We start from the raw sequence: 24,190 nt of genomic DNA on the forward strand, positions 1-24,190 counted from the left end.
TCGCATCGGCCTCTGCGCCGGCGGCAGGCGCTCCTGCAGAGATGTTGCATAAGTGATCGTTCAATGATATCGTTTTGTTCTGTTCGTGATTAACGCATTGTTAACGATTTGCGGATGAGGAGAACAATTTGTTAACCATGCTCCGCTGCGCCCTCAGTCGCACAGCTGCCGGATGTGCGGGCGAGTTCGTAGAGCGCGATGGTCGCAGCGGCGGCGGCGTTGAGGCTGCCGATGGCGACGGCGATGGGGATGCGGAGCCGCCGGTCGCAGGTATCCCGCACCAGCGGGCGCAGACCGGCGCCCTCGGCGCCGATGACGACCGCGGCGCGCCGCACGCCGCTCTCGGCGGCGATGACGTCGTCAGCTTCGGGATCCAGGGCGAGACACCACACGTCGGCTGCCTGCAGTTGGCGAAGCGCGCGGGTCAGGTTGACGACCCGCACCATCGGCACCTGCTCCAGGGCGCCGGAAGCGGCCTTGGCGAGCACCGGGGTGATCGGCGGGGCGTGGCGATCCTGCACGACGACGGCGCTGGCGCCGAACGCCGCCGCCGAGCGCAGGATGGCGCCGACGTTGCGGGGATCGGTGACCTGATCGAGCACCACGATGCGGACGGTTCCGGATGGTTCGATCGCGGCGATGAGCGCCTCGATCGTGATGTCGGGGAGCGGATCGGCCAGCACCGCGAGGCCCTGGTGCACCGCACCCGGGGGCAGCAGCGCGTCCAGATCCTCTCTGCAGCCGGTCTCCACGGCCGGCCGCGGCGCGCCGGCCTCCTTGGCCGCTGCGCGCAGCCGGTCGGCGCAGGCGGGCGCGGCGACAAGCCGATGGCAGCGGCGCCGCGGGTTCGCCGCCGCGGCGCACGCCGTGTGCACGCCGTAGAGCCAGATGCGCCCGTCGCCGCCGCGACCCCTGGCTCCCTGACCCGAGGCTGGTTGATCCGGGCTGTCCGGACTTGGAGCGCCCTGACCTTGAGCGTACTGACCTTGAGCGCCCTGACCTTGAGCGCCCTGGGTTGTGGCTTCTTGACTGGCAAGCTCCCGGTTTCGGCGTTTCTGCGGGCGCGGTCGGGCGGGCGCCGTGCGGGGCTTGCGCTTGTTCATGGCGCTGCTTACCATTGGATGCACGCGACCGACAACGGCTTCCGCCGCATCGCGTCGATCCGGCGGGCCGGTGTTGTTTGTTTTTCCGGTGCGCAGGCTCATTTCAATGATTCAGCGGAATGGGTCGTAGTGTGCTCGACAATCAAGAGGTTACGTGAAGCAATGGTGCATTCTTTGAACGCACCGTTGCATAGCATTGACAACCGTCGGCGAAAAACCGTATTGGCAGGGTCCGGAGCGCCGGTTTGCCGGCGATCGCGGCGTGCCGGAGGGGTGCCCGAGTGGCTAAAGGGGACGGGCTGTAAACCCGTTGGCGTACGCCTACGTTGGTTCGAATCCAACCCCCTCCACCAGTTTCCGGTCCTCCTCCGGGCGCTCCGCTGGGGTGCATCGGTTGGGTGCCGGCGGCGCGGGTGTAGCTCAATGGTAGAGCCCCAGCCTTCCAAGCTGGTCACGTGGGTTCGATTCCCATCACCCGCTCCAGTTTGCTGAGCGGCTAACGCGCCGAACGCGCGGATGCCGGCCGGCGCAGGTCCGGGCGGTGACGTTGCGTGACTGGATCTTTTGGCTTTTTGGACCGGGCGAACGACAATGGCGAAGGCGAAGTTTCAGCGGACGAAGCCGCACTGCAATGTTGGGACGATTGGTCATGTCGATCATGGCAAGACGACGTTGACGGCGGCGATCACCAAGATTTTGGCGGAGACGGGCGGGGCGTCGTTCGTTCCGTTCGACCAGATCGACAAGGCGCCGGAGGAGAAGGCGCGCGGGATCACGATTTCGACGGCGCATGTGGAGTACGAGACGGCGAACCGGCACTATGCGCATGTGGATTGTCCGGGCCATGCGGACTACGTGAAGAACATGATCACGGGCGCGGCGCAGATGGACGGGGCGATTTTGGTGGTGTCGGCGGCGGACGGGCCGATGCCGCAGACCCGCGAGCACATTCTTCTGGCGCGCCAGGTGGGTGTTCCGGCGATTGTTGTGTATTTGAACAAGGTGGACCAGGTCGACGATCCGGAGCTTTTGGAGCTGGTGGAGCTGGAGCTTCGGGAGCTTTTGTCGAGCTATGATTTTCCGGGGGACGACATTCCGATCGTCAAGGGCTCGGCGCTGTTTGCTTTGGAGGGCGGCGACGAGACGATGGGCAAGAGCTCGATCCTGGAGCTGATGCAGGCGGTTGACGACTACGTGCCGCAGCCGGAGCGTCCGAAGGACCAGCCGTTCCTGATGCCGATCGAGGACGTGTTCTCGATCTCCGGGCGCGGCACGGTGGTGACTGGTCGTGTGGAGCGGGGCGTGATCAAGGTCGGCGAGGAGGTGGCGATCGTCGGCATCCGGCCGACGACCAAGACGATCTGCACGGGCGTCGAGATGTTCCGGAAGCTTCTGGATCAGGGCGAGGCGGGCGACAACATCGGGGTTCTTCTGCGCGGCACCAAGCGCGACGACGTGGAGCGCGGCCAGGTTCTGGCCAAGCCGGGGACGATCACGCCGCACACCAAGTTCTCGTGCGAGGCGTACATCCTGACGAAGGAGGAGGGCGGTCGGCACACGCCGTTCTTCGCCAACTACCGCCCGCAGTTCTACTTCCGGACCACGGACGTGACCGGGACGGTGAACCTGCCGTCGGGGACGGAGATGGTGATGCCGGGGGACAACATCTCGATGGAGGTGCAGCTCATCTCGCCGATCGCCATGGACGAGGGGCTCCGCTTCGCCATCCGCGAGGGCGGCCGCACCGTCGGCGCCGGCGTCGTCGCCAAGATCATCGAATAGCAGATTAGCAGGCCCGGCTGACAGCGGATCGCGACGACAACAGGAGCTTGAGACGACGTTAGGGGTATAGCTCAGCTGGTAGAGCGGCGGTCTCCAAAACCGCAGGTCGCGGGTTCGAATCCTGCTGCCCCTGCCACAAGCAAGACAGGATCGATGGCAATTACCAACGCAGCCCAGTTCATTCGGGAGGTTCGTCAGGAAGCTTCCAAGGTCACGTGGCCGACGCGGAAGGAGACGGCGATCTCCACCGGCATGGTCCTGATCATGGTATTTCTCGCCGCCTTGTTCTTTTCGGCCGTGGATTTCATGCTCAGCATCGGGATCCGGCTGTTCCTTGGCTTCGGAGGCTGATCGATGGCGGCGCAGTGGTATGTGATCCACGTGTACTCGGGCTTCGAGCGCAAGGTCGCCCTGTCCATCGACGAGCAGGCCAAGCAGGCCGGGATGTCGGACGTCATCGAGCAGGTCCTGGTGCCGACCGAGGAGGTTGTGGAGGTGCGGCGCGGCGCCAAGGTCTCCTCCGAGCGCAAGTTCTTCCCGGGCTACGTGCTGGTCAAGATGGAGATGACCGACGATTCCTGGCATCTGGTCAAGAACACCCCGAAGGTCACCGGCTTCCTCGGCAACCGCGGGCGGCCGACGCCGATCACCGAGGCCGAGGCCGAGCGCATCCGTCACCAGGTGCAGGAGGGGATCGATCGCCCCAAGCCGTCGATCGTGTTCGAGATCGGCGAGCAGGTGAGGGTGTGCGACGGGCCGTTCACGTCGTTCAACGGCACGGTCGAGGACGTCGACGAGGAGCGGGCCCGGTTGAAGGTGGCGGTCTCCATCTTCGGGCGGGCGACCCCGGTCGAACTGGAGTATTCACAGGTGGAGAAGTCGTAAGGGGATCGGGACCAGAGACGTCGTAAGGACCAGAGACGGCCTAAGGAAACGACGACGGGAAACTAATTGCCGGTCCGCCGGGATCGGTATCGTGCGCGGGAGGCCGGCCAGGGCCGCACCGCGCCCTCGGTAAACGAACAGAAAAACTGAGGTGACCCTATGGCAAAAAAGATCATCGGTTACATCAAGCTGGAGGTTCCGGCCGGGCAGGCCAATCCGTCGCCGCCCATCGGTCCCGCATTGGGCCAGCGCGGTCTCAACATCATGGAGTTCTGCAAGGCGTTCAATGCCGCCACCCAGAACCTCGAACAGGGCATGCCGGTGCCGGTGGTGATCACCGCGTTCGCTGATCGGACCTTCACGTACGTCACCAAGACCCCGCCGACCAGCTATCTGATCAAGAAGGCCGCAGGGGTCGCCAAGGGCAGCAAGGACGTGGTCCGTGATGTCGCCGGCCGCGTCACCCGCGATCAGGTGCGCGATATCGCCGAGGCCAAGATGGTGGACCTCAACGCCAAGGACATCGAAGGCGCGATGCGCATGGTCGCCGGCTCGGCGCGATCCATGGGCATCGAGGTGGTGGAGTAGCACAATGGCGCGCAAGGGAAAAAAGCTTCGGGCCGCGTACGCGTCCATCGACCGTGCGGCCCACTACGATCTCGGCGAAGCCATCCGCCTGGTCAAGGACAACGCCAAGGCCAAGTTCGACGAGACGGTCGAACTCGCCGTCTCCCTCGGCGTCGACCCGCGTCATGCAGACCAGATGGTGCGCGGCGTCGTTTCGCTGCCGAACGGCACCGGCAAGTCGGTGCGCATCGCCGTGTTCGCCAAGGGCGACAAGGCGGCCGACGCCGAAGCGGCGGGCGCCGACGTCGTCGGCGCCGAGGACTTGGCGGCCCGCATCCAGGAGGGGCAGATCGACTTCGATCGCTGCATTGCGACGCCGGACATGATGGCGGTCGTCGGGCGGCTCGGCAAGATCCTCGGGCCGCGCGGGCTGATGCCGAACCCCAAGCTGGGGACGGTCACCATGGACGTGGCGGCGGCGATCCGCGAGGCCAAAGCCGGCCAGATCCAGTTCCGGGCCGAGAAGGCGGGCATCGTGCACGGCGGCGTCGGCAAGGCCAGCTTCACGCCCGAGGCATTGCGCGAGAACGTCCGCGCCTTCATCGACGCGCTCATCAAGGCCAAGCCGAGCGGCGCCAAGGGCACGTACCTGCTGCGCGCCAGCCTCAGCTCGACCATGGGCCCCGGTGTCCGGGTCAACGTCGCCACCGTGTCCGGCGGCTGACGCGAAGGCGACGGGCGGTGCGGAATGGCTTGCCGATGGTGGCGGCTTCGGTATAGAAGACGCTCGACACGGAAATAAGCGGAGGCGGCGCCAGTCGTCGCCTCCAGCCTGTCCGAGACTGCAGGTGTCCGGTTCCCGCCGCAAGGTCGGTGGCTCCGGTCATAATGGGCGATCCGCCTGCATAGACGGGGTTCTCACATGCGCCGCCACCGGAGTGTCGCCCGGGCATAGCGGCGCGATCGAACCCGGACAGGATGATCGTATGGCGGCTTGCGCCCACGGGTGCGGCCGCGCTTCGGATGATCGCTCGATGGAGCGGCTCCGGGTAAGGAGAATGCTGTGGATCGCAGAGAGAAAGAGCAGTTCGTCGCGGAGATGAGCGACGCCTTGCAGCGGACGGCGATCATCGTCGTGGCCCACTATTCGGGGATGACGGTCGCCGAGTTGGGGGCGCTGCGGAAGCAGACACGGGAGGCCGGCGCCGCCTTCAAAGTGACCAAGAACCGGCTGGTGTGGCGAGTGATCGAGGGCACCCGCTTCGCGGGGTTGACGCCCATGTTCAGGGGACCTACGGCCATCGCCTATTCCGCGGATCCGGTTGCCGCGGCGAAGGTCGTGGTGAACTTCGCGAAGACCCATCCCAAGCTGGTCGTGCTGGGTGGCGGCTTCGGCGAACAGGTGCTGGACGCGGAGGGGATCAAGGCGCTGGCGACGCTGCCGTCCCTCGACGAGTTGCGCGGCACCCTTGTCGGTCTCATCCAGACGCCGGCGACCCGCATCGCGGGCATCCTGCAGGCGCCGGGCGGACAGCTCGCGCGCGTTCTTGCCGCGTATGCAAAAGCAAACGATCCCGGCGCCCCCGAGCCCGACTCAGAGGCCGCTTGAACGGATCATCGAAGTGAACACCATCATGGGTCGGGCGGCGCAGCCCGAGCCGGGGCAAACATCAAGGAGAGCGAAGCATGGCGAATCTGGCGCAACTGGTTGACGATCTGTCGAGCCTGACGGTTCTCGAAGCCGCCGAACTCAGCAAGATGCTGGAAGAGAAGTGGGGGGTATCGGCCGCCGCTCCGGTCGCGGCCGCCGCCGCTCCGGGTGGCGCTCCCGCCGCCGAGGCGGTCGAGGAAAAGGATGAATTCGACGTCATCCTTGCCGCGTTTGGCGACAAAAAGATCAACGTCATCAAGGAGGTGCGCGCGATCACCGGGCTCGGGCTGAAGGAAGCCAAGGATCTCGTGGAAGCGGCGCCGAAGCCGATCAAGGAAGGCGTGAAGAAGGACGAGGCCGCGCAAATCAAGAAAAAGCTGGAAGAGGCCGGCGCCACCGTCGAAGTGAAGTAGAGCAGGCTTGTGTGCCGGGTGACGTAAAGGTTTCATCCGCGGCCTTGGCAAGCGCAACATCGCCTGCTATATCTGGGATCAAGCGAGAAAGCGGCGTTTTCCGCCGGGATGGCTGTCGACCCGATTCCCACAAACCGCATCTACCCGCATAGGCTCTTCTGCGGCCGGGAAAGTGGATGCGCGAGCCCAGTGGCAACACCCGCCGATGCCGCGACGTCGTCGCGATCGGGTGTTGCCGTCGGCTATTCGGTCGCCCGCGCCTGCACAGTGGTGCCTGGACGGGAGTTGAGCGAATGGCGAGGCCGAGGGCCTGCTGCTGAGACGAGTGCAGCGGCGCATTCAAAGAGTGCGCAGCCTGTGCACTCCCAAGTGGGCTTGTCCAGGAGAGCGAGGAGCATTCATGGCTAACAGGTTTGTGGGCCGCAAGCGCGTCCGCAAGAATTTCGGCCGCATCATGGCGGCCGTGCCGATGCCCAATCTCATCGAGGTGCAGAAAACCTCGTACGAGCAGTTCCTGCAGCGGGAAGTCGCGCCCGACGACCGCCCGGATTCGGGCCTGCAGGAGGTGTTCAAGTCGGTGTTCCCGATCCAGGACTTTTCCGAGCGTGGCACGCTGGAATTCGTCAAATACGAGTTCGAGGAGCCCAAGTACGACGTGGAGGAATGCCAGCAGCGCGGCATGACCTACGCGGCGCCGCTCAAGGTGATCCTGCGCCTGGTGGTGTGGGATATCGACGAAGAGACCGGCGCGCGCTCCGTCCGCGACATCAAGGAGCAGGACGTCTACATGGGCGACATGCCGTTGATGACGGACAACGGCACCTTCGTCGTCAACGGCACCGAGCGGGTCATCGTCTCGCAAATGCACCGCTCGCCCGGCGTCTTCTTCGACCACGACAAGGGCAAGACCCACGCTTCGGGCAAGTTCCTGTTCGCGGCGCGGGTCATCCCGTATCGCGGATCCTGGCTCGACTTCGAGTTCGATGCGAAGGACCTCGTCTACGTTCGCATCGACCGGCGCCGCAAGCTGCCGGTCACGACCTTCTTGCTGGCGCTCGACAGCGCCGAAAGCCACGCTCTGCGCGCTGAGCGGGCAGCGCAGGGTCTTCGCCTGGATCCGGCCGACGTGACCGGCATGTCGCCCGAGGAGGTGCTGGACTTTTTTTACGACAAGGTGGTGTTCGCCCGCACCGAGCGCGGATGGAAGACGGCGTTCCGTCCGGACCGCATGCGCGGCGTCAAGCTCACTCACGACCTGATCGACGTGCGGTCGGGCGAGCAGGTTGCCGAAATGGGAACCAAGGTTACGCCCAAGCTGATCCGCAATCTGGAGCAACTCGGGCTGACGGAGATCCTGGTTCCGGACGAAGACTTGTTAGGCCGCTATGTGTCCGAGGATCTGGTCAACGAGGAAACCGGCGAGATCTTCGTCGAGGCCGGCGGTGAAATTACCGAGGCCGTGATGACGGCGTTGAGCAGCGCCGGCGTCGAAGAGGTCCGGACTCTGGCGATCGACCATATCAACGTCGGCCCGTACATCCGCAACACGCTCGCCGTCGACCGCAACACGGCGCGCGACGAGGCGCTGTTCGACATCTACCGTGTCATGCGCCCGGGCGAACCGCCGACGCTGGAGACTGCGGACAACCTGTTCCGCAGCCTGTTCTTCGACCCCGAGCGCTATGATCTGTCGGCGGTCGGCCGGGTCAAGATGAACGCCCGCCTCGGCCTCGAGACGGACGACAGCGTCCGGGTGCTGCGCAAGGAGGACCTCCTCGCCGTCGTCAAGTTTCTGGTCGAACTGAAGGATGGCCGCGGCGAAATCGACGACATCGACCATCTCGGCAACCGCCGGGTGCGGTCGGTCGGCGAGTTGATGGAGAACCAGTACCGCGTCGGCTTGCTGCGCATGGAGCGGGCGGTGCGCGAGCGGATGAGCTCGGTCGATATCGACACCGTCATGCCGCAGGATCTGATCAACGCCAAGCCGGCATCGGCGGCGGTGCGAGAGTTCTTCGGCTCATCGCAGTTGAGCCAGTTCATGGACCAGACCAACCCGCTCTCCGAAGTGACACACAAGCGCCGGTTGTCGGCGCTGGGGCCGGGGGGGTTGACGCGGGAGCGCGCCGGGTTCGAGGTGCGTGACGTGCACCCGACGCATTACGGCCGGATCTGTCCGATCGAGACGCCCGAAGGCCCGAACATCGGCCTGATCAACTCGCTCGCCACCTTCGCCCGCGTCAACAAATACGGCTTCATCGAAACGCCGTACCGGCGGGTGGAGGCGGGACGGGTGACCGACGAGGTCGTCTACATGTCGGCGATGGACGAGGGCAAGTACATGATCGCCCAGGCCAATGCGGAGTTGGACGAGTCCGCGCGGTTCGTCGAGGATCTGATCAGCTGCCGCAAGGCCGGGGACTTCTCTCTCATCCGCCCCGAGGAGATCGACTACATCGACGTGTCGCCGAAGCAACTCGTCTCCGTCGCCACCGCTCTCATTCCGTTTCTGGAGAACGACGACGCCAATCGTGCGCTCATGGGTTCCAACATGCAACGCCAGGCGGTGCCGCTGCTGCGCGCCGAAGCGCCGCTGGTCGGCACCGGCATGGAGGGGACGGTGGCGCGCGACTCCGGGGCGACCATCATCGCCCGCCGCTCCGGCGTGGTCGACCAGGTGGACGCGAACCGCATCGTGGTGCGAGCGACGGCGGAGACCTCTCACTCGGCGCCCGGCGTCGACATCTACACGCTCCTCAAGTTCCAGCGATCCAACCAGAACACGACGATCCATCAGCGGCCGCTGGTCAAGGTCGGCGACATCGTCACCGCCGGCGACACCATCGCCGACGGGCCGTCCACCGATCTTGGGGAGCTGGCGCTCGGGCGCAACGTGCTGGTCGCGTTCATGCCGTGGCAGGGCTACAACTTCGAGGACTCGATCCTGATCTCCGAGCGCCTGGTGCGGGACGACGTGTTCACCTCGATCCACATCGAGGAATTCGAGGTGATGGCGCGCGACACCAAGCTCGGCCAGGAGGAAATCACCCGCGACATCCCCAACGTCGGCGAAGAGGCGCTGAAGAACCTCGACGAAGCCGGCATCGTCTACATCGGCGCCGAGGTCAAGCCGGGCGATATCCTGGTCGGCAAGGTGACGCCGAAGGGTGAGTCGCCGATGACGCCGGAGGAGAAGCTGCTGCGCGCCATCTTCGGCGAGAAGGCGGCGGATGTGCGCGATACGTCGCTCAAGGTGCCGCCGGGTGTCACCGGGACGGTGCTGGAGGTGCGGGTGTTCTCGCGTCGCGGCGTCGACAAGGACGTGCGCGCGCTCGCCATCGAGCAGGCCGAGATCGAGCGCCTGGCGAAGGACCGTGACGACGAACGGGCCATTCTGGAGCGGAGCTTCCAGGCGCGCCTCAACGTGCTGCTGATCGGCCAGACCGTGGTGGGCGGGCCGAAGCACATGCCGCGGGACGTGGTCATCGATGAGGCGTTGCTGTCGCGGTACACCACCGGGCAGCGGGCGCAGATCGCCGTTTCCGACGACGCGGTGATGACCGACGTGGAAGCGTTGAAGTCCCAGTTCGAGGAGAGCATCGCCCGTCTCGAGGAGCGCTTCGAGAACAAGGTCGAGAAGCTCCAGCGCGGCGACGACCTGCCGCCGGGCGTCATGAAGATGGTCAAGGTGTTCGTCGCGGTGAAGCGCAAGCTGCAGCCCGGCGACAAGATGGCCGGACGCCACGGCAACAAGGGGGTGATCTCGCGCATCGTCCCGGTGGAGGACCTGCCGTATCTCGACGACGGAACGCCGGTGGAGATCGTCCTCAACCCGCTCGGCGTGCCGTCGCGCATGAACGTCGGCCAGATCCTGGAAACCCATCTCGGCTGGGCGTGTGCGGCATTCGGGCGGCAGGTGGCGGAGCTTTATGAAGGCGTGCAGCGCCAGGGCGAAGTTCGGTCCATCCGCGAGTACCTTGCGGAGTTGTACGGCGGCGAAGCGTACGAGCGGGAGTTCGGGCATTTCGACGATGAGCAGATTCTGGAAATGGCGTACCACCTGCAAAGCGGCGTCCCGGTAGCGTCGCCGGTGTTCGACGGTGCGCGGGAAGGGGATATCGTGGAGATGCTGGCCAAGGCCGGACTGGAGTCCTCGGGGCAGGTCACGCTGCACGATGGCCGATCCGGAGAGGCGTTCCATCAGACGGTGACCGTCGGCTATATCTACATGCTCAAGCTGCATCACCTGGTCGACGACAAGATCCACGCCCGGTCGATCGGGCCCTACAGCCTGGTGACCCAGCAGCCGCTCGGCGGCAAGGCCCAGTTCGGCGGCCAGCGGTTCGGCGAGATGGAGGTTTGGGCTCTGGAGGCCTACGGGGCCGCGTACACCTTGCAGGAAATGCTCACCGTCAAGTCGGACGATGTGTCCGGCAGAACCAAGGTTTACGAGTCGATCGTCCGCGGCGACGACACCTTCGAGGCCGGTGTGCCGGAATCCTTCAACGTCCTCGTCAAAGAACTGCAGTCGCTCGGCCTCAACGTGGAAATGCAATAGCAAGTTCGACGCGAAGTTGCTGGATCGCCGCGCAGTGTCTTCGGCACTGTTCGCAATGACGACGGAGAGTGCCGCCATTGCGATGTTGCGAAGCCGACGCGGCGATGCGGACGGGACCGCGAGAATAACACGAAGCAAATGCGAACGTACCGGCTGACGGTGGCGGAATGGAGGTGACGGCATGAACGATTTGATGAAAATCTTCGGGCAGATCGGCGGCACGCAGCGCTTCGACGAAATCAGGATCGCGATCGCCAGCCCCGAGCGCATCCGCTCGTGGTCGTTCGGCGAGATCAAGAAGCCCGAGACCATCAACTACCGGACGTTCAAGCCGGAGCGGGACGGCCTGTTCTGCGCCCGCATCTTCGGCCCTATCAAGGACTACGAGTGCCTGTGCGGCAAGTACAAGCGGATGAAGTACAAGGGCATCATCTGCGAGAAGTGCGGCGTCGAAGTCACCCTGCAGAAGGTGCGCCGGGAGCGCATGGGTCACATCGAGCTGGCGTCGCCGGTGGCGCACATCTGGTTCATGAAGTCGCTGCCGAGCCGCATCGGCCTCCTCCTCGACATGACGCTGAAGGACTTGGAGCGGGTTCTCTATTTCGAGAACTACGTGGTGGTCGAATCCGGGTTGACGCCGCTGCAGCCCGGTGAACTGCTGGGCGAGGAGCAGTATCAGCGGGCGGTCGACGAATATGGCCAGGACTCCTTCAGCGTCGGCATCGGCGCCGAGGCCGTTCGCGACATGCTGAAGGCGATCGACCTCGACACGGAGCAGGCGACGCTGCGCGCCGACCTCAAGGAAACCAACTCCGAGACAAAGCGCAAGAAGCTCGTCAAGCGCCTCAAGCTGATCGAGGCTTTTGTCGAGTCGAAAACCCGGCCCGAGTGGATGATCCTCGAAGTGGTGCCGGTCATCCCGCCGGAGCTGCGTCCGCTGGTGCCGCTCGACGGCGGCCGCTTCGCCACCTCCGACCTCAATGATCTCTACCGCCGCGTCATCAACCGCAACAACCGCCTGAAACGGCTGATCGAGCTGAGGGCGCCGGAGATCATCATCCGCAACGAGAAGCGGATGCTGCAGGAATCGGTCGACGCTCTGTTCGACAACAGCCGCCGCGGCCGGCCGATCACCGGCGCCAACAAGCGCCCGCTGAAATCGCTCAGCGACATGCTCAAGGGCAAGCAGGGTCGCTTCCGCCAGAACCTGCTCGGCAAGCGCGTGGACTACTCCGGACGCTCGGTCATCGTGGTCGGGCCGGAACTCAAGCTGCACGAGTGCGGCCTGCCGAAGAAGATGGCGCTGGAGCTGTTCAAGCCGTTCATCTACTCCAAGCTCGAACTCTACGGGATGGCGACCACCATCAAGGCTGCCAAGCGCATGCTGGAGAAGGAGCGTCCCGAGGTGTGGGACATCCTTGAAGAAGTCATTCGCGAGCACCCGGTTCTGTTGAACCGGGCGCCGACCCTGCATCGCCTCGGCATCCAGGCGTTCGAGCCGGTGCTGATCGAGGGCAAGGCGATCCAGCTTCACCCGCTGGTCTGCGCGGCGTTCAACGCCGACTTCGACGGCGACCAGATGGCGGTGCACGTGCCGCTGTCGCTGGAGGCGCAGCTGGAAGCCCGCGTGCTGATGATGTCGACCAACAACATTCTGAGCCCGGCCAACGGCAAGCCGATCATCGTCCCGTCGCAGGATATCGTCCTCGGCCTCTATTACCTGACCCTGGAGCGGCACGGGGAGGCGGGCGAGGGCATGGCGTTCGCCGATGTCGGCGAGATCGAGCATGCGATAGCGGCCGGGTCCGTGACGCTGCACTCCCGAATCAAGTGCCGCTACCGCACCGTCGATGCGGACGGCAAACCCGTGGCCCAGGTGGTCGAGGCGACGCCGGGCCGGATGCTGCTTTCGGAGATCCTGCCGCGCCACCCCAACGTGCCGTTCGGTCTGATCAACCGATTGCTGACCAAGAAGGAAATCTCCGCGGTCATCGATTCCGTCTATCGCAACTGCGGCCAGAAGGAGACGGTGGTGTTCGCCGACCGGATCATGGGCATGGGCTTCTCCTATGCGTCCAAGGCCGGGATCTCGTTCGGCAAGGACGATCTGGTGGTGCCGGAGGCAAAGGCGGGCCTGGTCGAGGCGACCGAGGTGCGGGTCAAGGAATACGAGCAGCAATACCTGGACGGCCTCATCACCCAAGGCGAGAAGTACAACAAGGTGGTCGACGCCTGGTCGCAGTGCACCGACGAGGTCGCCGACAAGATGATGGAGCGCATTTCGGCGAGCGAAGCGGGCCGCCCGGTCAACGCCGTCTACATGATGGCGCACTCCGGCGCCCGCGGCTCTGCGGCGCAGATCAAGCAGCTCGCCGGCATGCGCGGGCTGATGGCCAAGCCGTCGGGCGAGATCATCCAGACTCCGATCATCTCCAACTTCAAGGAAGGCCTGACGGTGCTGGAATACTTCAATTCCACGCACGGGGCGCGCAAGGGGCTGGCGGACACCGCCCTGAAGACGGCGAATTCCGGCTATCTGACGCGCCGCCTCGTCGACGTAGCGCAGGACTGCATCATCCTGGAGCACGACTGCGGCACCGATCGCGGCATTACGGTCCGTCCGGTGCGTGAAGGCGGCGAAGTGGTGGTGTCGTTGAGCGAACGGGTACTCGGCCGCACCGTCGCCGAAGACGTCATCCACCCAGTGACCAACGAGGTGATTGCCAAGTGCGGTGATCTCATCGGCGAAGAAGCGGTTCTGGCGATCGAGGAAGCCGATGTCGAAACCATTCTGATCCGCTCGGTGCTGACCTGCGAGACGAAGATCGGCGTCTGCGGCCGCTGCTACGGGCGCGATCTGGCGCGCGGCACCCGCGTCAACGTCGGCGAGGCGGTCGGCGTCATCGCCGCCCAGTCCATCGGCGAGCCGGGCACCCAGCTCACCATGCGCACCTTCCACATCGGCGGCGCGGTACAGCGGGGGGCCGAGCAATCCAAGATCGAGGCGGTGACCGACGGCGTCGTGTCGCTCCGCAACTGCTTCACCGTACACAACAGCAGCGGCGTCCCGGTCATTATGAACCGCAACGCGGAGGCGGTCGTCGTGGACGCGCAAGGTCGAGAGCGGGCGCGCCACCGGCTGTCCTATGGAACCAAGCTGTTCGTTGATGACAAACAGGAGTTGAAGCGCGGCCAGAAGATGGCGGAGTGGGATCCGTACACGCTGCCGATCATCACCGAGAAGAAGGGGTACGCCCATTACGTCGATCTGGTCGAGGGCGTGTCGATGATCGAGCAAACCGACGAGACCACCGGCATGACCTCGAAGGTCGTGCGGGAATGGAAGGGTCAGCCAGGGAAGGCCACGGACCTCAAGCCGAGGATCACGCTCCGCGACGAGGACGACGAGATCATCACCCTCGATAACGGCATGGAGGCCCGCTATTTCCTGCCTGTCGACGCCATCCTGTCAGTCGCCAACGGCCAGGAGGTGCACGCCGGCGACGTGCTGGCGCGCATCCCGCGGGAGTCGGCCAAAACGCGCGACATCACCGGCGGTCTGCCGCGGGTGGCGGAGCTGTTCGAGGCGCGCCGGCCGAAGGACTACGCCATCATCAGCGAGATCGCCGGGCGGGTCGAGTTCGGCAAGGACTACAAGGCCAAGCGGCGCATCGTCGTGGTTCCCGAGGCCGAGGGAGAAGAGCCGCGCGAGTACCTGATCCCCAAGGGCAAGCACATCAGCGTGCAGGAAGGCGACTTCGTAGAGGTCGGCGACGCGCTGATGGACGGCAACCCGGCGCCGCACGACATCCTTCGGGTGCTCGGGGTCGAGGCGCTGGCCGCCTACCTGATCAACGAGATCCAGGAGGTCTACCGGCTGCAGGGCGTGAAGATCAACGACAAGCACATCGAGGTGATCGTCCGCCAGATGCTGCAGAAGGTCGAGATCACCGATCCCGGCGACACCACGTTCCTGGTTGGCGAGCAGGTCGGCCGCCTCGAATTCGACGAGCTCAACGTTCGCGCCGAACAGCGCGGCGAGCGGATGGCGCAGGCGTTGCCGGTGCTGCAGGGCATCACCAAAGCCAGCCTGCAGACCCATTCGTTCATCTCGGCCGCCTCATTCCAGGAGACGACTCGTGTCCTCACGGAAGCCGCCGTCGCCGGCAAGGTCGACCCGCTGTTCGGCCTGAAGGAGAACGTCATCGTCGGGCGTCTGGTCCCGGCAGGAACCGGCAGCGTCATGAACCGCCTGCGCCGGGTGGCGGCGGAGCGCGATCGTCAGCTGACGTCGGGTACGTCGAAGCCGCAGCCCGCCACGCCGGCCGTCGCAGCGCGACCGGATGTGGGCGTGGAGTAGGGGAAAGACTAGCTCGGGAGCGGCGCGTGCAGCGGTGCATTCAAAGAAAGCACCGCTGCACGTTATCACTTGATTCCGTGCAGATATGACCCCTCCGACCGGATCATCGAGCGGGTCGGTGCATTAGCGTCCGGTCTGCTGATTGCGGAGATCGGCGGCGATTTCGGTGGAAAGCGCCGCGAGCGCTGCACTCATTGCGCCTGCGACCGCGGCGTAGCCTTCGCCGTCGATCGGTTGGCGGAACGTCTGTTTGCGCAGTGCAAGCGGTCGCTCGCCGCGGCCGCCGTAGATCTCCCACTGGGCGTCCAGAACAACCTCGTCGTTACTGCCCGCATCGAAGCGGAAGACCTCGATCTCGACCTGATAGGCCGCTTCCGGCGCGCGACGCTGCGGGAAGATCATCACCCGGTCGGTTCCGAGCGTGGCCGCCAGATTCTGCGTCATGATGCGCGGCACCATCGAGTCCAGCGATTCGGACCAGCGGTCGAACTCGGCGATGTCGAGCTCGTACTCGCCGGTGCGGCGGACGATTTCCGGCCGGTCCAGGTAATTCGGCAGAACCACCGGCCCGAGGCCGATCGTCAGATCCTTGGGCGCCGAAGCGGCGGTCGCTTCTGTCGCGCCGGCGGCCGGCGCCAGGGTGTAGAAACGGCTGGGAACGGTCTCGGCGCAGGCCGCGACGGCGGCGAGCACGGCCAGCCCCACGATCACGGTGCCGGGGCGCGCATAGCGGACGGACCGGGCGATCATCGCGGCGAGCGGCGTGTCGGTCATCGGGCGGGGGCTCCTTTTCCGCGGACGAGCGCTTCGGGGTGGCGCTCCAGATATTCGGCGAGCTGCCGCAGGCTGCGCAGGGCGGTGCGCAACTCGGTGAGCGCCTGGGTCAGATCGTAGCGCAGCGGCGAGCCCGGACTGATGAGGTCGCCCGCCGAAGCCAGGGTCTGATTGGCCTGGGTCATCAGCTGCTCCGCGGCCTCGGCAGTCTGCAGCAGCGCCTGCTCCGCGGACTTGACGGCCGGGGAGGACACCAAGGCGTTGACGGACTGGATCATGGTGCGCATGTCCTGGATCAAGTCTTCCAGTGGCAGCGCCGCCACCCGATCCAGAACCTGGCCCGCCGAGCGCTTGATCTGCTCGATGTCGGACGGAATCGTCGGAAGCTCGGCATAGCGGCCGCCTCGCGCCATTTCTGCGGGCGGGGCGTCGGGGTAGAAATCCAGGTCGACGTAGAGGGCGCCGGTGAGCAGGCTGCCGGATTTGAGCTGCGCCCGCATGCCGCGCTGCACCAGTTCACCCATGGCAGCGACGGGATCCGTCTGCCGGATCCCCATGAGCGTGACCCGTTCCGGCTCGAGGACGATGGTGACGGGCACCGATATGGCCTTCGCCTCCCGATCGACGATGAGCCGGATGTCGGTGACCTCGCCGACCTTGATGCCGCGCAGTTCGACCGGCGCGCCAGTCTCCAGCCCACGCACGGAGCCTTCGAAGTGCATGATGAAAGGGATCTGCTCGGTAATCGCCGCTTCCTTGGTGGCGGTCTCGTTAGCGTAGAGGGGAAACTCCGAGCCCCGCGGGCTCGGCTCGTTGTCGAGCGCGCTTATCGGCGTCTCGAAGGCGACGCCACCGGTGACGATCGACACCAGCGACTCGGTCTGCACTCTCACCCCGGTGGCGCCGATGGACACGTTGATGCCGCTGGCGTTCCAGAACTGGGTGCCTGGACGCACCAGCCTGTCGTGGGGCGCCATGATGAAGGCGAGAAAATTGACACCGCGGCCGTCCGGTCCAAGCTCGTAGGCCATGATCTGCCCGACCTGGATGCCGCGGAAGGAGATGGGCGCACCGGCAGCGAGCGAGCCGCGCTGGTTGGCGCGCAAGGTGAACTCGCTGCCCGGCACGTCGGCGCGAATCACCGGCGGGTCTTCCAGGCCCGTGAACTGCCGCGCCGAGTCGCCCTTCCCGGGATCCATCTCGATGTGCGCACCCGACACCAGGGTTTCGAGGCCGGAGACGCCGGACGTCGAGAGGCGGGGCCGCACCACCCAGAAGCGTGTGTTCTCGTTGAGATGCGGCTGGGCGCTCTTCTCCATCTGAGCGGTGACGAGGATGGTCGCGAGATCGTCGCTGATGTCGACCTTGGTGACGACGCCCATCTCCACGTCCTTGTACTTGACCCTGGTCTTGCCGGCCTCCAGACCGGCGGCGGTCTTGAAGGTCATGGTGATGGTTGGCCCTTGCTCGGAGAGCGTCGTGTAGCCCAGATAGATCGCGATCGCCGCGGCGACGAGGGGGATGAGCCAGACGATCGAGAACCGCTTCCTGGCCTTGACGTCCGCCTCGGGGAGGTCGTTTGGTTCCGCGTTGGGAGAGGAGCCGCCGTTACTCACGATTTTCCCCCGCCGCGTCCCACATCAGCCTCGGATCGAACGACATGGACGCGAACATTGTGATCACCACCACGGCGGCGAAAGAAACGGCGCCGACGCCGGGCTCGATGCTGGCGATGGAGCCGAGCCGCACCAGGGCGATCAGGATCGCAATCATGAATATGTCCACCATCGACCAGCGGCCGACCTGTTCGATGATCCGGTACATCAAAGTTCGATCCTTGAGCCGGCCCCGCGACCGCCGCTGAACCGAGATGAGCAGGTACGTCAGCCCGACCAGCTTGAGTACCGGCACCGTGATGCTGGCGAAGAACACCAGCAGTGCCAGCGGCCACATCCCAACCTCGATGAAGGTCTTGACGCCGCTGATGATGGTGTCGGCCTCTCCCGAGCCGAAGGTGATCACCGTCATCACCGGAAAGATGTTGGCGGGAATGTAGAGGATCGTCGCGGTCGCCACCAGCGCCCAGGTGCGTGCGACGCTGTTGGTCTTCCTGCGATGGAGGGTGGCGCCGCAGCGTGGGCAGGCCCTCTTGACGCCTGTGTTCGCGGCTTGCCCGCTGACCACCAGCCCGCAGGAGTGACAGGCGGTCAGCGCGCGGATGCCGGTCGATCCGATCCGCGGCGCCTGCCGCGGCGCTTGCGGCCCGAGGCGTTCCCACACCGCGTGCGGCTCCAGCGCCGAGTCCGCCCACGCGAGTGCGATGATCAGCGCCACGAAGGCGAACACCCCGGGGCCGAGTTCGAGGTTCGCCATGTCGCGGAGCTTGACGTAGGCGACGATGACGCCGAGCAGATACACCTCCATCATGGCCCACGGGCGCAGGCGCTCGACCATCCGGAACACGCGGGGGGCGAACGCGGATCGGTTGCCGAACTGCAGGGGCGCCAAGATGTAGAGCGACGCCGTGATCTTGACTAGCGGGATCAGGATGGCGACCAGAAACACCAGCCCGGCCAGCGACCAGAACCCCTGGCGATAGAACTCGATGACGCCGGAGATCAGGATGCTGGTTTCCTCCAGACCCTCCATTTCGAAGGTTATGAATGGAAAGGCGTTGGCGATGATGAACAGAATCAACGCCGCCAGATAAAGATTGAGCGGCAGTTCGAAGTCGTGGGCTTTGCGCTCATAAAGCTCGCTGGCACATCGCGGGCAGCGGGCAGCGCCCCCCGGCGGAACGACCGGAGCCCGCAGGAACAACCCGCACTCGTGGCATGCGATCAGTGGCGAAGCGTCGCCCACAATGGCCCCATTGGAGGTAGATTTGACCGCGCGATTGACGTCAGTATACCACGTCAGGCTGGCTCTTGAGAGAAAACGAAGACCAGGCGCGGATCGATCGTGATGTGCACGCCGGTTCCGCGGGCAGGCAGGACGACGCCGGGCACCAGCGCCTGCAGCGGCGCCGCCAAACCCTGCACGGCGAGGCGGAGTTGACTGGAGCGGCCCAGCAGCCGCGAGTCGTCGACTGTCGCGAGAAGGCTTGCGTCGTCTCGATCCGGATTATCCGTCGCCGCCACATCCAGCATCAAAATTGCCTCCGGGCGGATGAGCACGCGGGCGCGGGCGCCGTGGGCAATCCCCGGCGCCGCAAAGGCGCCCAGCGGGGAGCCGACGCGTCCGTCCGTAACCCGGCAGTCGAGCCGGTTGATAGGGCCGAACAGGGTGGCGACGAATTCGCTGGCCGGGTGGAGGTAAATGTCGGCGGGGGCGCCGCTTTGCGCGATGCGCCCGCGGTCGAGTACGAAAAGGATGTCGGCCATGAACATCGCTTCCTCGGGATCGTGGGTGACGATCAAGGTGGCGGCCCCAGAGTCGCGCAGGATCACAAGCGTCTCTTCCCGCACCTGGGCGCGGCGCGTCACGTCGAGGCCGGAGAACGGCTCATCCAGCAGCAGGACGTGCGGCTCGGGCGCTAGGGCGCGGAGCAGGGCGCAGCGTTGCTGCTCGCCGCCGGAGAGGGTGTGGGGATAGGCGTTGGCCAGGGATTGGAGCCCGACCCGCGCCAGCGCGGTCGGCGCCCAGGTCCGGCGCCGCTCACGTCTGCCGCGGATACCGAACACCACGTTCTCCAGCACCGTCAGGTGGGGAAACAGGGCGTAGTCCTGAAACATCAGCCCGGTGCTGCGGCGCTCGGGCGGCGTGTGCAGGGCAGCGCGGCCATCGGCGATGACTTGGCCGCCGATGGAGATGCGCCCGCGGCGCAACACCTCCAGGCCGGCGGCGAGGCGCAGCAGCGTGGTCTTGCCGCAACCGGAAGGCCCGAGCAGCGCGGCGACTTCTCCCGGCGCGACCGCCAGCGACACGTCGCGCACCACATCCACGCCGTCGTAGGCGTGACTCACCCCCTCCAGGCGTAGCCCCATGTTCGTTCAGCCTGAGGCGCCGGCGTGCAGCGGCGGGTCGGCTTGCCGGCCCTCCGTCGGAAACGGGGAACGGGGCGCGAAGGCGCCGGGGCGGGCGCGCGTGATGGTGCGGCTGAGGGCGATCACCGGCAGCACGCCGGCGGCGACGATCGTCAGCGCCCCCAGCGCGCACTCCTCCAGAAGCTCGGAGGAGGCGTACTGGTGAACGTAGGTCGCCAGCGTCTCGAAGTTGAACGGTCGCAGCAGCATGGTGATCGGCAATTCCTTCATGGTGTCCACGAAGACCAGCAGCGCTGCCGTCAGCAGGCTCCCCTTCATCATCGGCAGGTGGACGGCGGCCAGAGTGCGTCCCGGGCCAAGGCCGAGGGAGCGCGCGGCGCCGTCCATCGTAGGGGTGATGCGCCCCAGCCCAGCCTCGGCGCTGCCGAGCGACAATGCCAGAAAGCGCACCGAGTAGCCATAGATCAGCGCGAACACGCTGCCGCTCAGCACCAAGCCGGTGGAAACCTGGAACAGGCTCCGCGACAGGCCGTCGACGGCGTTGTCGACCGCCGCCAGCGGCGTCAGCACCCCGATTGCCAGCACCGCACCGGGAATGGCGTAGCCGATTCCGGATACGCGCACCCCGAAGCGGACAACAGGGCTGCGACCGCCCAGCCGGAGGCCGTAAGCGAGAAAGACCCCGAGGGCCACGGCTGCGGTGGCGGTGGCGGCGGCCAGTCCCAGGCTGTTTATCGCATAGTCCAGGTAGCGGCTGCCGGAGTCTGCGGGTGGCGTGCCGGCGGCGTAGGCGGCGAGCAGGCCCGCGGGCACCCCGAAACCGAGCACCACCGGCGTGAGGCACGCGGCGACGGCGAAGGCGGCGCGCGGACCGCGCAGCCGAATACCCACCAGGGGCCGATGGCGGCCCGACATGGAGTGATGGCGGCGGCCGCGGCGTGCCCAGCGCTCGGCGACGATGAGCGCGAGCACCAGGATCAGCATCACCGTCGCCAATTGCGCCGCGCCGGCGATGGAGTTCATGTTCAGCCACACGTCGTAGATGCCGGCCGTGAACGTGGCGACGGCGAAGTAATCGACCGTGCCGAAGTCGTTCAGCGCCTCCATCATGACGAGCGACACGCCGACGATGATGGCGGGCCTCGCCAGCGGCAGCGCGACGCGAAAGAACCCGGCCAGCGGGCTGGCGCCGAGGGTGCGGCTGACCTCCAGCGCGCACACCGATTGCTCCAGGAACGCGGCGCGCGCCAGCAGATAGACGTACGGGTAGAGAACCAGGCTCATCATCGCTATGGCGCCGCCGAGGGAGCGGATCTCGGGAAACCAGTAGTCGCGGGCGCTGTGCCACTGGAAGATGTGGCGAAGCGCATTCTGGACCGGCCCCGCGTACTCGAGGACGTCGGTGTAGACGTAGGCGATGACGTAGGCGGGGACTGCCAGCGGCAGCAGCAGCGCCCACTCGAATGCGCGGACTCCGGGGAATCGGTACATGGTCACCAGCCACGCGGAGCCAACGCCGATGGTGACCGTTCCAATTGCGACGCCGATCAGTAGCGCCAGCGTGGTGCGCAGATAGACCGGCAACACGGTTGCCGCAAGATGCGACCAGATGCCGTCGCTCGGCCCCAGCGCGAGGACCGCGACCGTTACCAGTGGCATCGCCACCAAGCCCGCCACCGCCACGGTGCCGACAGACCATCCGCCGGTGGCGCCGAGGATGGCTTGGCTGTAGTGCCGTGACGGTGACGCTGTCGGGGGTCGAGTCACCGGGTTTCCGAAAGCCTCAGCTTCCGGCGTCGTGATCGTAGCCGACCGTATCGACCAGCCGTGCCGCTTCGCCACGATGCTGCGCGACCTCCGCAAGGTTGATGTCGTCGGCCGTGAAGTCGCCCCAGGACCGGACGATCGGGTGCAACGTCACACCCGGCTTGACCGGATACTCGAAGTTTTGTTCGGCGTATAGCTCCTGAGCCGAGTCGCCGCTGAGGAATTCAAGCAAGAGCACGGCGTTCCGCACGTTGTCGGCGCTCTTGGTCACGGCGGCGCCGCTGACGTTGACGTGGGTGCCCGTGCTTCGTCGGTCGGCGCCCGGCTGATCGGGAAACACGACCCGCACCGCCTCCGCCCATGCCTGCTGCTCCGGCTCGTCCTCGTTGGTCGCCATCTTGCCCATGTAGTAGGAGTTGATCACGGCCACGTCACAGACCCCTTCGTAGATCGCCTTGACCTGGGCGCGGTCGTTGCCTTGCGGCTTGCGGGCCAGGTTGGCGCGCACTCCGTCGAGCCATGCCCTGGCGGCGTCGGCGCCCTGGTGGGCGATGATCGAGGCGATCAGCGACACCATGTATTCGTGCTTGCCGGATCGCGTGCAGATGCGCCCGTTGAAACGCGGGTCGGCCAGATCGGCGTAGCTGGTGATTTCTCCCGGGGCCACCCGATCCTTGGCCACGACGACGATGCGGGCGCGCTTGGTAAGCCCGAACCACAGACCATCCGGGTGGCGGTATTCGGACGGGATGTTGGCTTCCAGCACCGGCGATTGCACCGGCTGCACCGAATCCGCCTGAACCAGATCGTCGAGGCGGCCGACGTCGGAGGTCAGCACCATGTCGGCCGGGCTGTTGGCCCCCTCGGCCTTGAGTCGCTCCAGGATGCCGCTTTCGGCGTAGACGACGTTGACGTCGATGCCGGTCTCCGCGGTGAAGCGATCGAGGACCGGCTGGATCAAGAACGGCTGGCGATAGGAGTAGAGGTTAACCTCCGCAGCTACGGCGGTGGTTCCCGACATGACTGCTGCGAGCAGCGCGGTCACGGTTAGAGTCCGAAAGGTGCGCATGGGATAGTCTCCGCAGTTGAAAGGTTCCGGCCGCTGCTGCGTTCCGCGGCCTTCTTGCCCGCTCTGGAACATACTGGATGACACTAGGACATACCTTTTGCAAATGCAAATCATTCGCAAATACGCCCCTGGGGGCAAGTGCAGATCGCGCACGGACGCTTTACCGGACGTTAACCGCGTTGTCGGCATCCTGACCGTCGACGATAGAAATAACAGGTGGCCACATGTTCTTAAGCCGGGTGGAGACGAGCAGGCGGGGCGAGCAAACGCGCGGCCGCAAGGCGGTCGGCGGGGGGAGCGCCGCGTTCGCCGAGTCACTGAAGGGACTGATCAAAAACGGAAACACCGCTCCGACGCCGGTCCGGGGAACAAGCCCCCTCTCGGCGTTGTTCAGCCTGCAGGAAATCGGCTCCAGTGTCGACGAGTGTGCCCGGCGTCGCACCATTGCTCGCGGCGAAGCACTTCTGGACGGATTGGAGCGATTGCGCCGCGATGTCCTTGCCGGGGTGTTGTCGCCAGAGCGGCTTTCGCACCTCACGGAGACGCTGCGAGCCCGGGCGGAAGCGACCGCCGACCCGCTGCTGCGCGAGATCATGGAGGACATCGAACTGCGCGCCGAAGTTGAACTGGCAAAGTGGGAGGCGCACGGCTAGATGTTTGATGGCAGCGGAGGTTTTCTCGGACGAATCCGGTAATTCACAACAATACAATGGCTTACGCGCGCCATTCGGACAGCGAAGCCACTTGCGGTTGAAGGGTGGGGCTCATATATTGCCCGCAACAAACAAGGGATATCCATGCGCGACAACGGCTGGATAGGGATGAACGTGCACATACCGCCGGACTATCGCCCCTCGGAGCAGGAACCGTTCATGAACCCGGTCATGCTCGCATATTTTCGCGGCAAGCTGCTGAGTTGGCGCGCGGAGTTGATGGATGAAGCTGAGGAGACGCTTGACCACCTGCGCGAGGGCGGGCTCGATGCTCCGGATCTCGCGGATCGGGCGACGGCGGAGACGGACAAGGCCATCGAGCTACGAACGCGGGAGCGGGCACGCAAGTTGATCGGCAAGATCGACGACGCGCTGGAGCGGATCGACAGCGGCACCTACGGCTACTGCGAGGAGACCCACGAGCCGATTGGCATCTCGCGGCTTGAGGCGCGCCCCATCGCCACTCTCAGCATCGAGGCCCAGGAGCGCCACGAACGAATGGAAAAAACTCACCGGGACGAGTAGGGCCCGGGATGCGGAAACACTGACCTTCCAGGGCAGC

Annotated in this window: 18 protein-coding genes and 3 tRNA genes; 14 read left to right on the forward strand and 7 right to left on the reverse strand. The window is 65.6% G+C overall.

The window, feature by feature from the left end; translation table 11 throughout:
* Positions 1-131: 131 nt before the first annotated feature.
* Entirely contained in the window at positions 132-1,103 is a 972-nt protein-coding gene (locus tag IPM60_07295; GenBank protein MBK8907702.1) for an RNA methyltransferase, read from the reverse strand.
* A gap of 267 nt (positions 1,104-1,370) precedes the next feature.
* Between IPM60_07295 and IPM60_07300 the strand changes: the two genes are divergently transcribed.
* The 12 genes from IPM60_07300 (at position 1,371) to rpoC (ending at position 15,319) form a co-directional block, all read left to right on the forward strand.
* Positions 1,371-1,456, forward strand: a tRNA-Tyr gene (locus tag IPM60_07300).
* 56 nt (positions 1,457-1,512) lie between these two features.
* Positions 1,513-1,586, forward strand: a tRNA-Gly gene (locus tag IPM60_07305).
* Between the two features lie 108 nt (positions 1,587-1,694).
* On the forward strand, positions 1,695-2,885 hold the full coding sequence (gene tuf / locus IPM60_07310) for an elongation factor Tu (GenBank protein ID MBK8907703.1): 1,191 nt from the start codon (positions 1,695-1,697) through the stop codon (positions 2,883-2,885).
* Positions 2,886-2,945: 60 nt separating this feature from the next.
* A tRNA-Trp gene (locus IPM60_07315) sits at positions 2,946-3,021 on the forward strand.
* A gap of 17 nt (positions 3,022-3,038) precedes the next feature.
* Entirely contained in the window at positions 3,039-3,236 is a 198-nt protein-coding gene (gene secE / locus IPM60_07320; GenBank protein ID MBK8907704.1) for a preprotein translocase subunit SecE, read from the forward strand.
* A gap of 3 nt (positions 3,237-3,239) precedes the next feature.
* Positions 3,240-3,770: a transcription termination/antitermination protein NusG gene (gene nusG, locus IPM60_07325; GenBank protein MBK8907705.1), complete on the forward strand. Its 531-nt coding sequence runs from the start codon at positions 3,240-3,242 to the stop codon at positions 3,768-3,770.
* 159 nt (positions 3,771-3,929) lie between these two features.
* Positions 3,930-4,358: a 50S ribosomal protein L11 gene (rplK, locus tag IPM60_07330; protein ID MBK8907706.1), complete on the forward strand. Its 429-nt coding sequence runs from the start codon at positions 3,930-3,932 to the stop codon at positions 4,356-4,358.
* Positions 4,359-4,362: 4 nt separating this feature from the next.
* Entirely contained in the window at positions 4,363-5,061 is a 699-nt protein-coding gene (gene rplA, locus IPM60_07335; GenBank protein ID MBK8907707.1) for a 50S ribosomal protein L1, read from the forward strand.
* Positions 5,062-5,400: 339 nt separating this feature from the next.
* Complete coding sequence (rplJ, locus tag IPM60_07340) at positions 5,401-5,946, forward strand: 50S ribosomal protein L10 (protein MBK8907708.1); 546 nt, start codon at positions 5,401-5,403, stop codon at positions 5,944-5,946.
* 77 nt (positions 5,947-6,023) lie between these two features.
* Entirely contained in the window at positions 6,024-6,401 is a 378-nt protein-coding gene (gene rplL, locus IPM60_07345; protein MBK8907709.1) for a 50S ribosomal protein L7/L12, read from the forward strand.
* Positions 6,402-6,801: 400 nt separating this feature from the next.
* A complete protein-coding gene (rpoB, locus tag IPM60_07350) occupies positions 6,802-10,959 on the forward strand; it encodes a DNA-directed RNA polymerase subunit beta (GenBank protein MBK8907710.1) in 4,158 nt (1,385 codons plus the stop codon).
* 181 nt (positions 10,960-11,140) lie between these two features.
* Positions 11,141-15,319, forward strand: coding sequence for a DNA-directed RNA polymerase subunit beta' (rpoC, locus tag IPM60_07355; GenBank protein ID MBK8907711.1), 4,179 nt, complete (start codon positions 11,141-11,143; stop codon positions 15,317-15,319).
* A gap of 123 nt (positions 15,320-15,442) precedes the next feature.
* Here the strand turns inward: rpoC and IPM60_07360 are convergent, their stop codons facing one another.
* The 6 genes from IPM60_07360 to IPM60_07385 form a co-directional block, all read right to left on the reverse strand.
* Positions 15,443-16,093 carry a membrane integrity-associated transporter subunit PqiC gene (locus tag IPM60_07360; GenBank protein ID MBK8907712.1) on the reverse strand — a complete coding sequence of 217 codons (651 nt, stop codon included), beginning with the start codon at positions 16,091-16,093 and terminating at the stop codon, positions 15,443-15,445.
* A complete protein-coding gene (locus tag IPM60_07365; protein MBK8907713.1) occupies positions 16,090-17,709 on the reverse strand; it encodes an MCE family protein in 1,620 nt (539 codons plus the stop codon). The genes IPM60_07360 and IPM60_07365 overlap by 4 nt, the downstream gene beginning before the upstream one ends.
* Complete coding sequence (locus IPM60_07370; protein ID MBK8907714.1) at positions 17,702-18,937, reverse strand: paraquat-inducible protein A; 1,236 nt, start codon at positions 18,935-18,937, stop codon at positions 17,702-17,704. Before IPM60_07370 ends, IPM60_07365 begins: the two co-directional genes overlap by 8 nt.
* Positions 18,938-19,008: 71 nt before the next feature.
* On the reverse strand, positions 19,009-20,079 hold the full coding sequence (locus IPM60_07375; protein MBK8907715.1) for an ABC transporter ATP-binding protein: 1,071 nt from the start codon (positions 20,077-20,079) through the stop codon (positions 19,009-19,011).
* Between the two features lie 6 nt (positions 20,080-20,085).
* Positions 20,086-21,738, reverse strand: a complete 1,653-nt coding sequence (locus tag IPM60_07380; GenBank protein MBK8907716.1) for an iron ABC transporter permease — start codon at positions 21,736-21,738, stop codon at positions 20,086-20,088.
* Between the two features lie 124 nt (positions 21,739-21,862).
* On the reverse strand, positions 21,863-22,915 hold the full coding sequence (locus IPM60_07385) for a Fe(3+) ABC transporter substrate-binding protein (GenBank protein MBK8907717.1): 1,053 nt from the start codon (positions 22,913-22,915) through the stop codon (positions 21,863-21,865).
* 224 nt (positions 22,916-23,139) lie between these two features.
* Here IPM60_07385 and IPM60_07390 point away from each other — a divergent pair, with 224 nt between their 5' ends.
* Together IPM60_07390 and dksA are read left to right on the forward strand one after the other, a co-directional pair.
* On the forward strand, positions 23,140-23,568 hold the full coding sequence (locus IPM60_07390; protein ID MBK8907718.1) for a flagellar assembly protein FliX: 429 nt from the start codon (positions 23,140-23,142) through the stop codon (positions 23,566-23,568).
* A 168-nt stretch (positions 23,569-23,736) separates the two neighbouring features.
* Positions 23,737-24,153 carry an RNA polymerase-binding protein DksA gene (gene dksA / locus IPM60_07395; GenBank protein ID MBK8907719.1) on the forward strand — a complete coding sequence of 139 codons (417 nt, stop codon included), beginning with the start codon at positions 23,737-23,739 and terminating at the stop codon, positions 24,151-24,153.
* Positions 24,154-24,190 lie beyond the last annotated feature (37 nt).

Source organism: Rhodospirillales bacterium, from assembly GCA_016710335.1.
In the GTDB taxonomy this organism is placed as follows: Bacteria; Pseudomonadota; Alphaproteobacteria; order Rhodospirillales; family Defluviicoccaceae; genus JADJXQ01.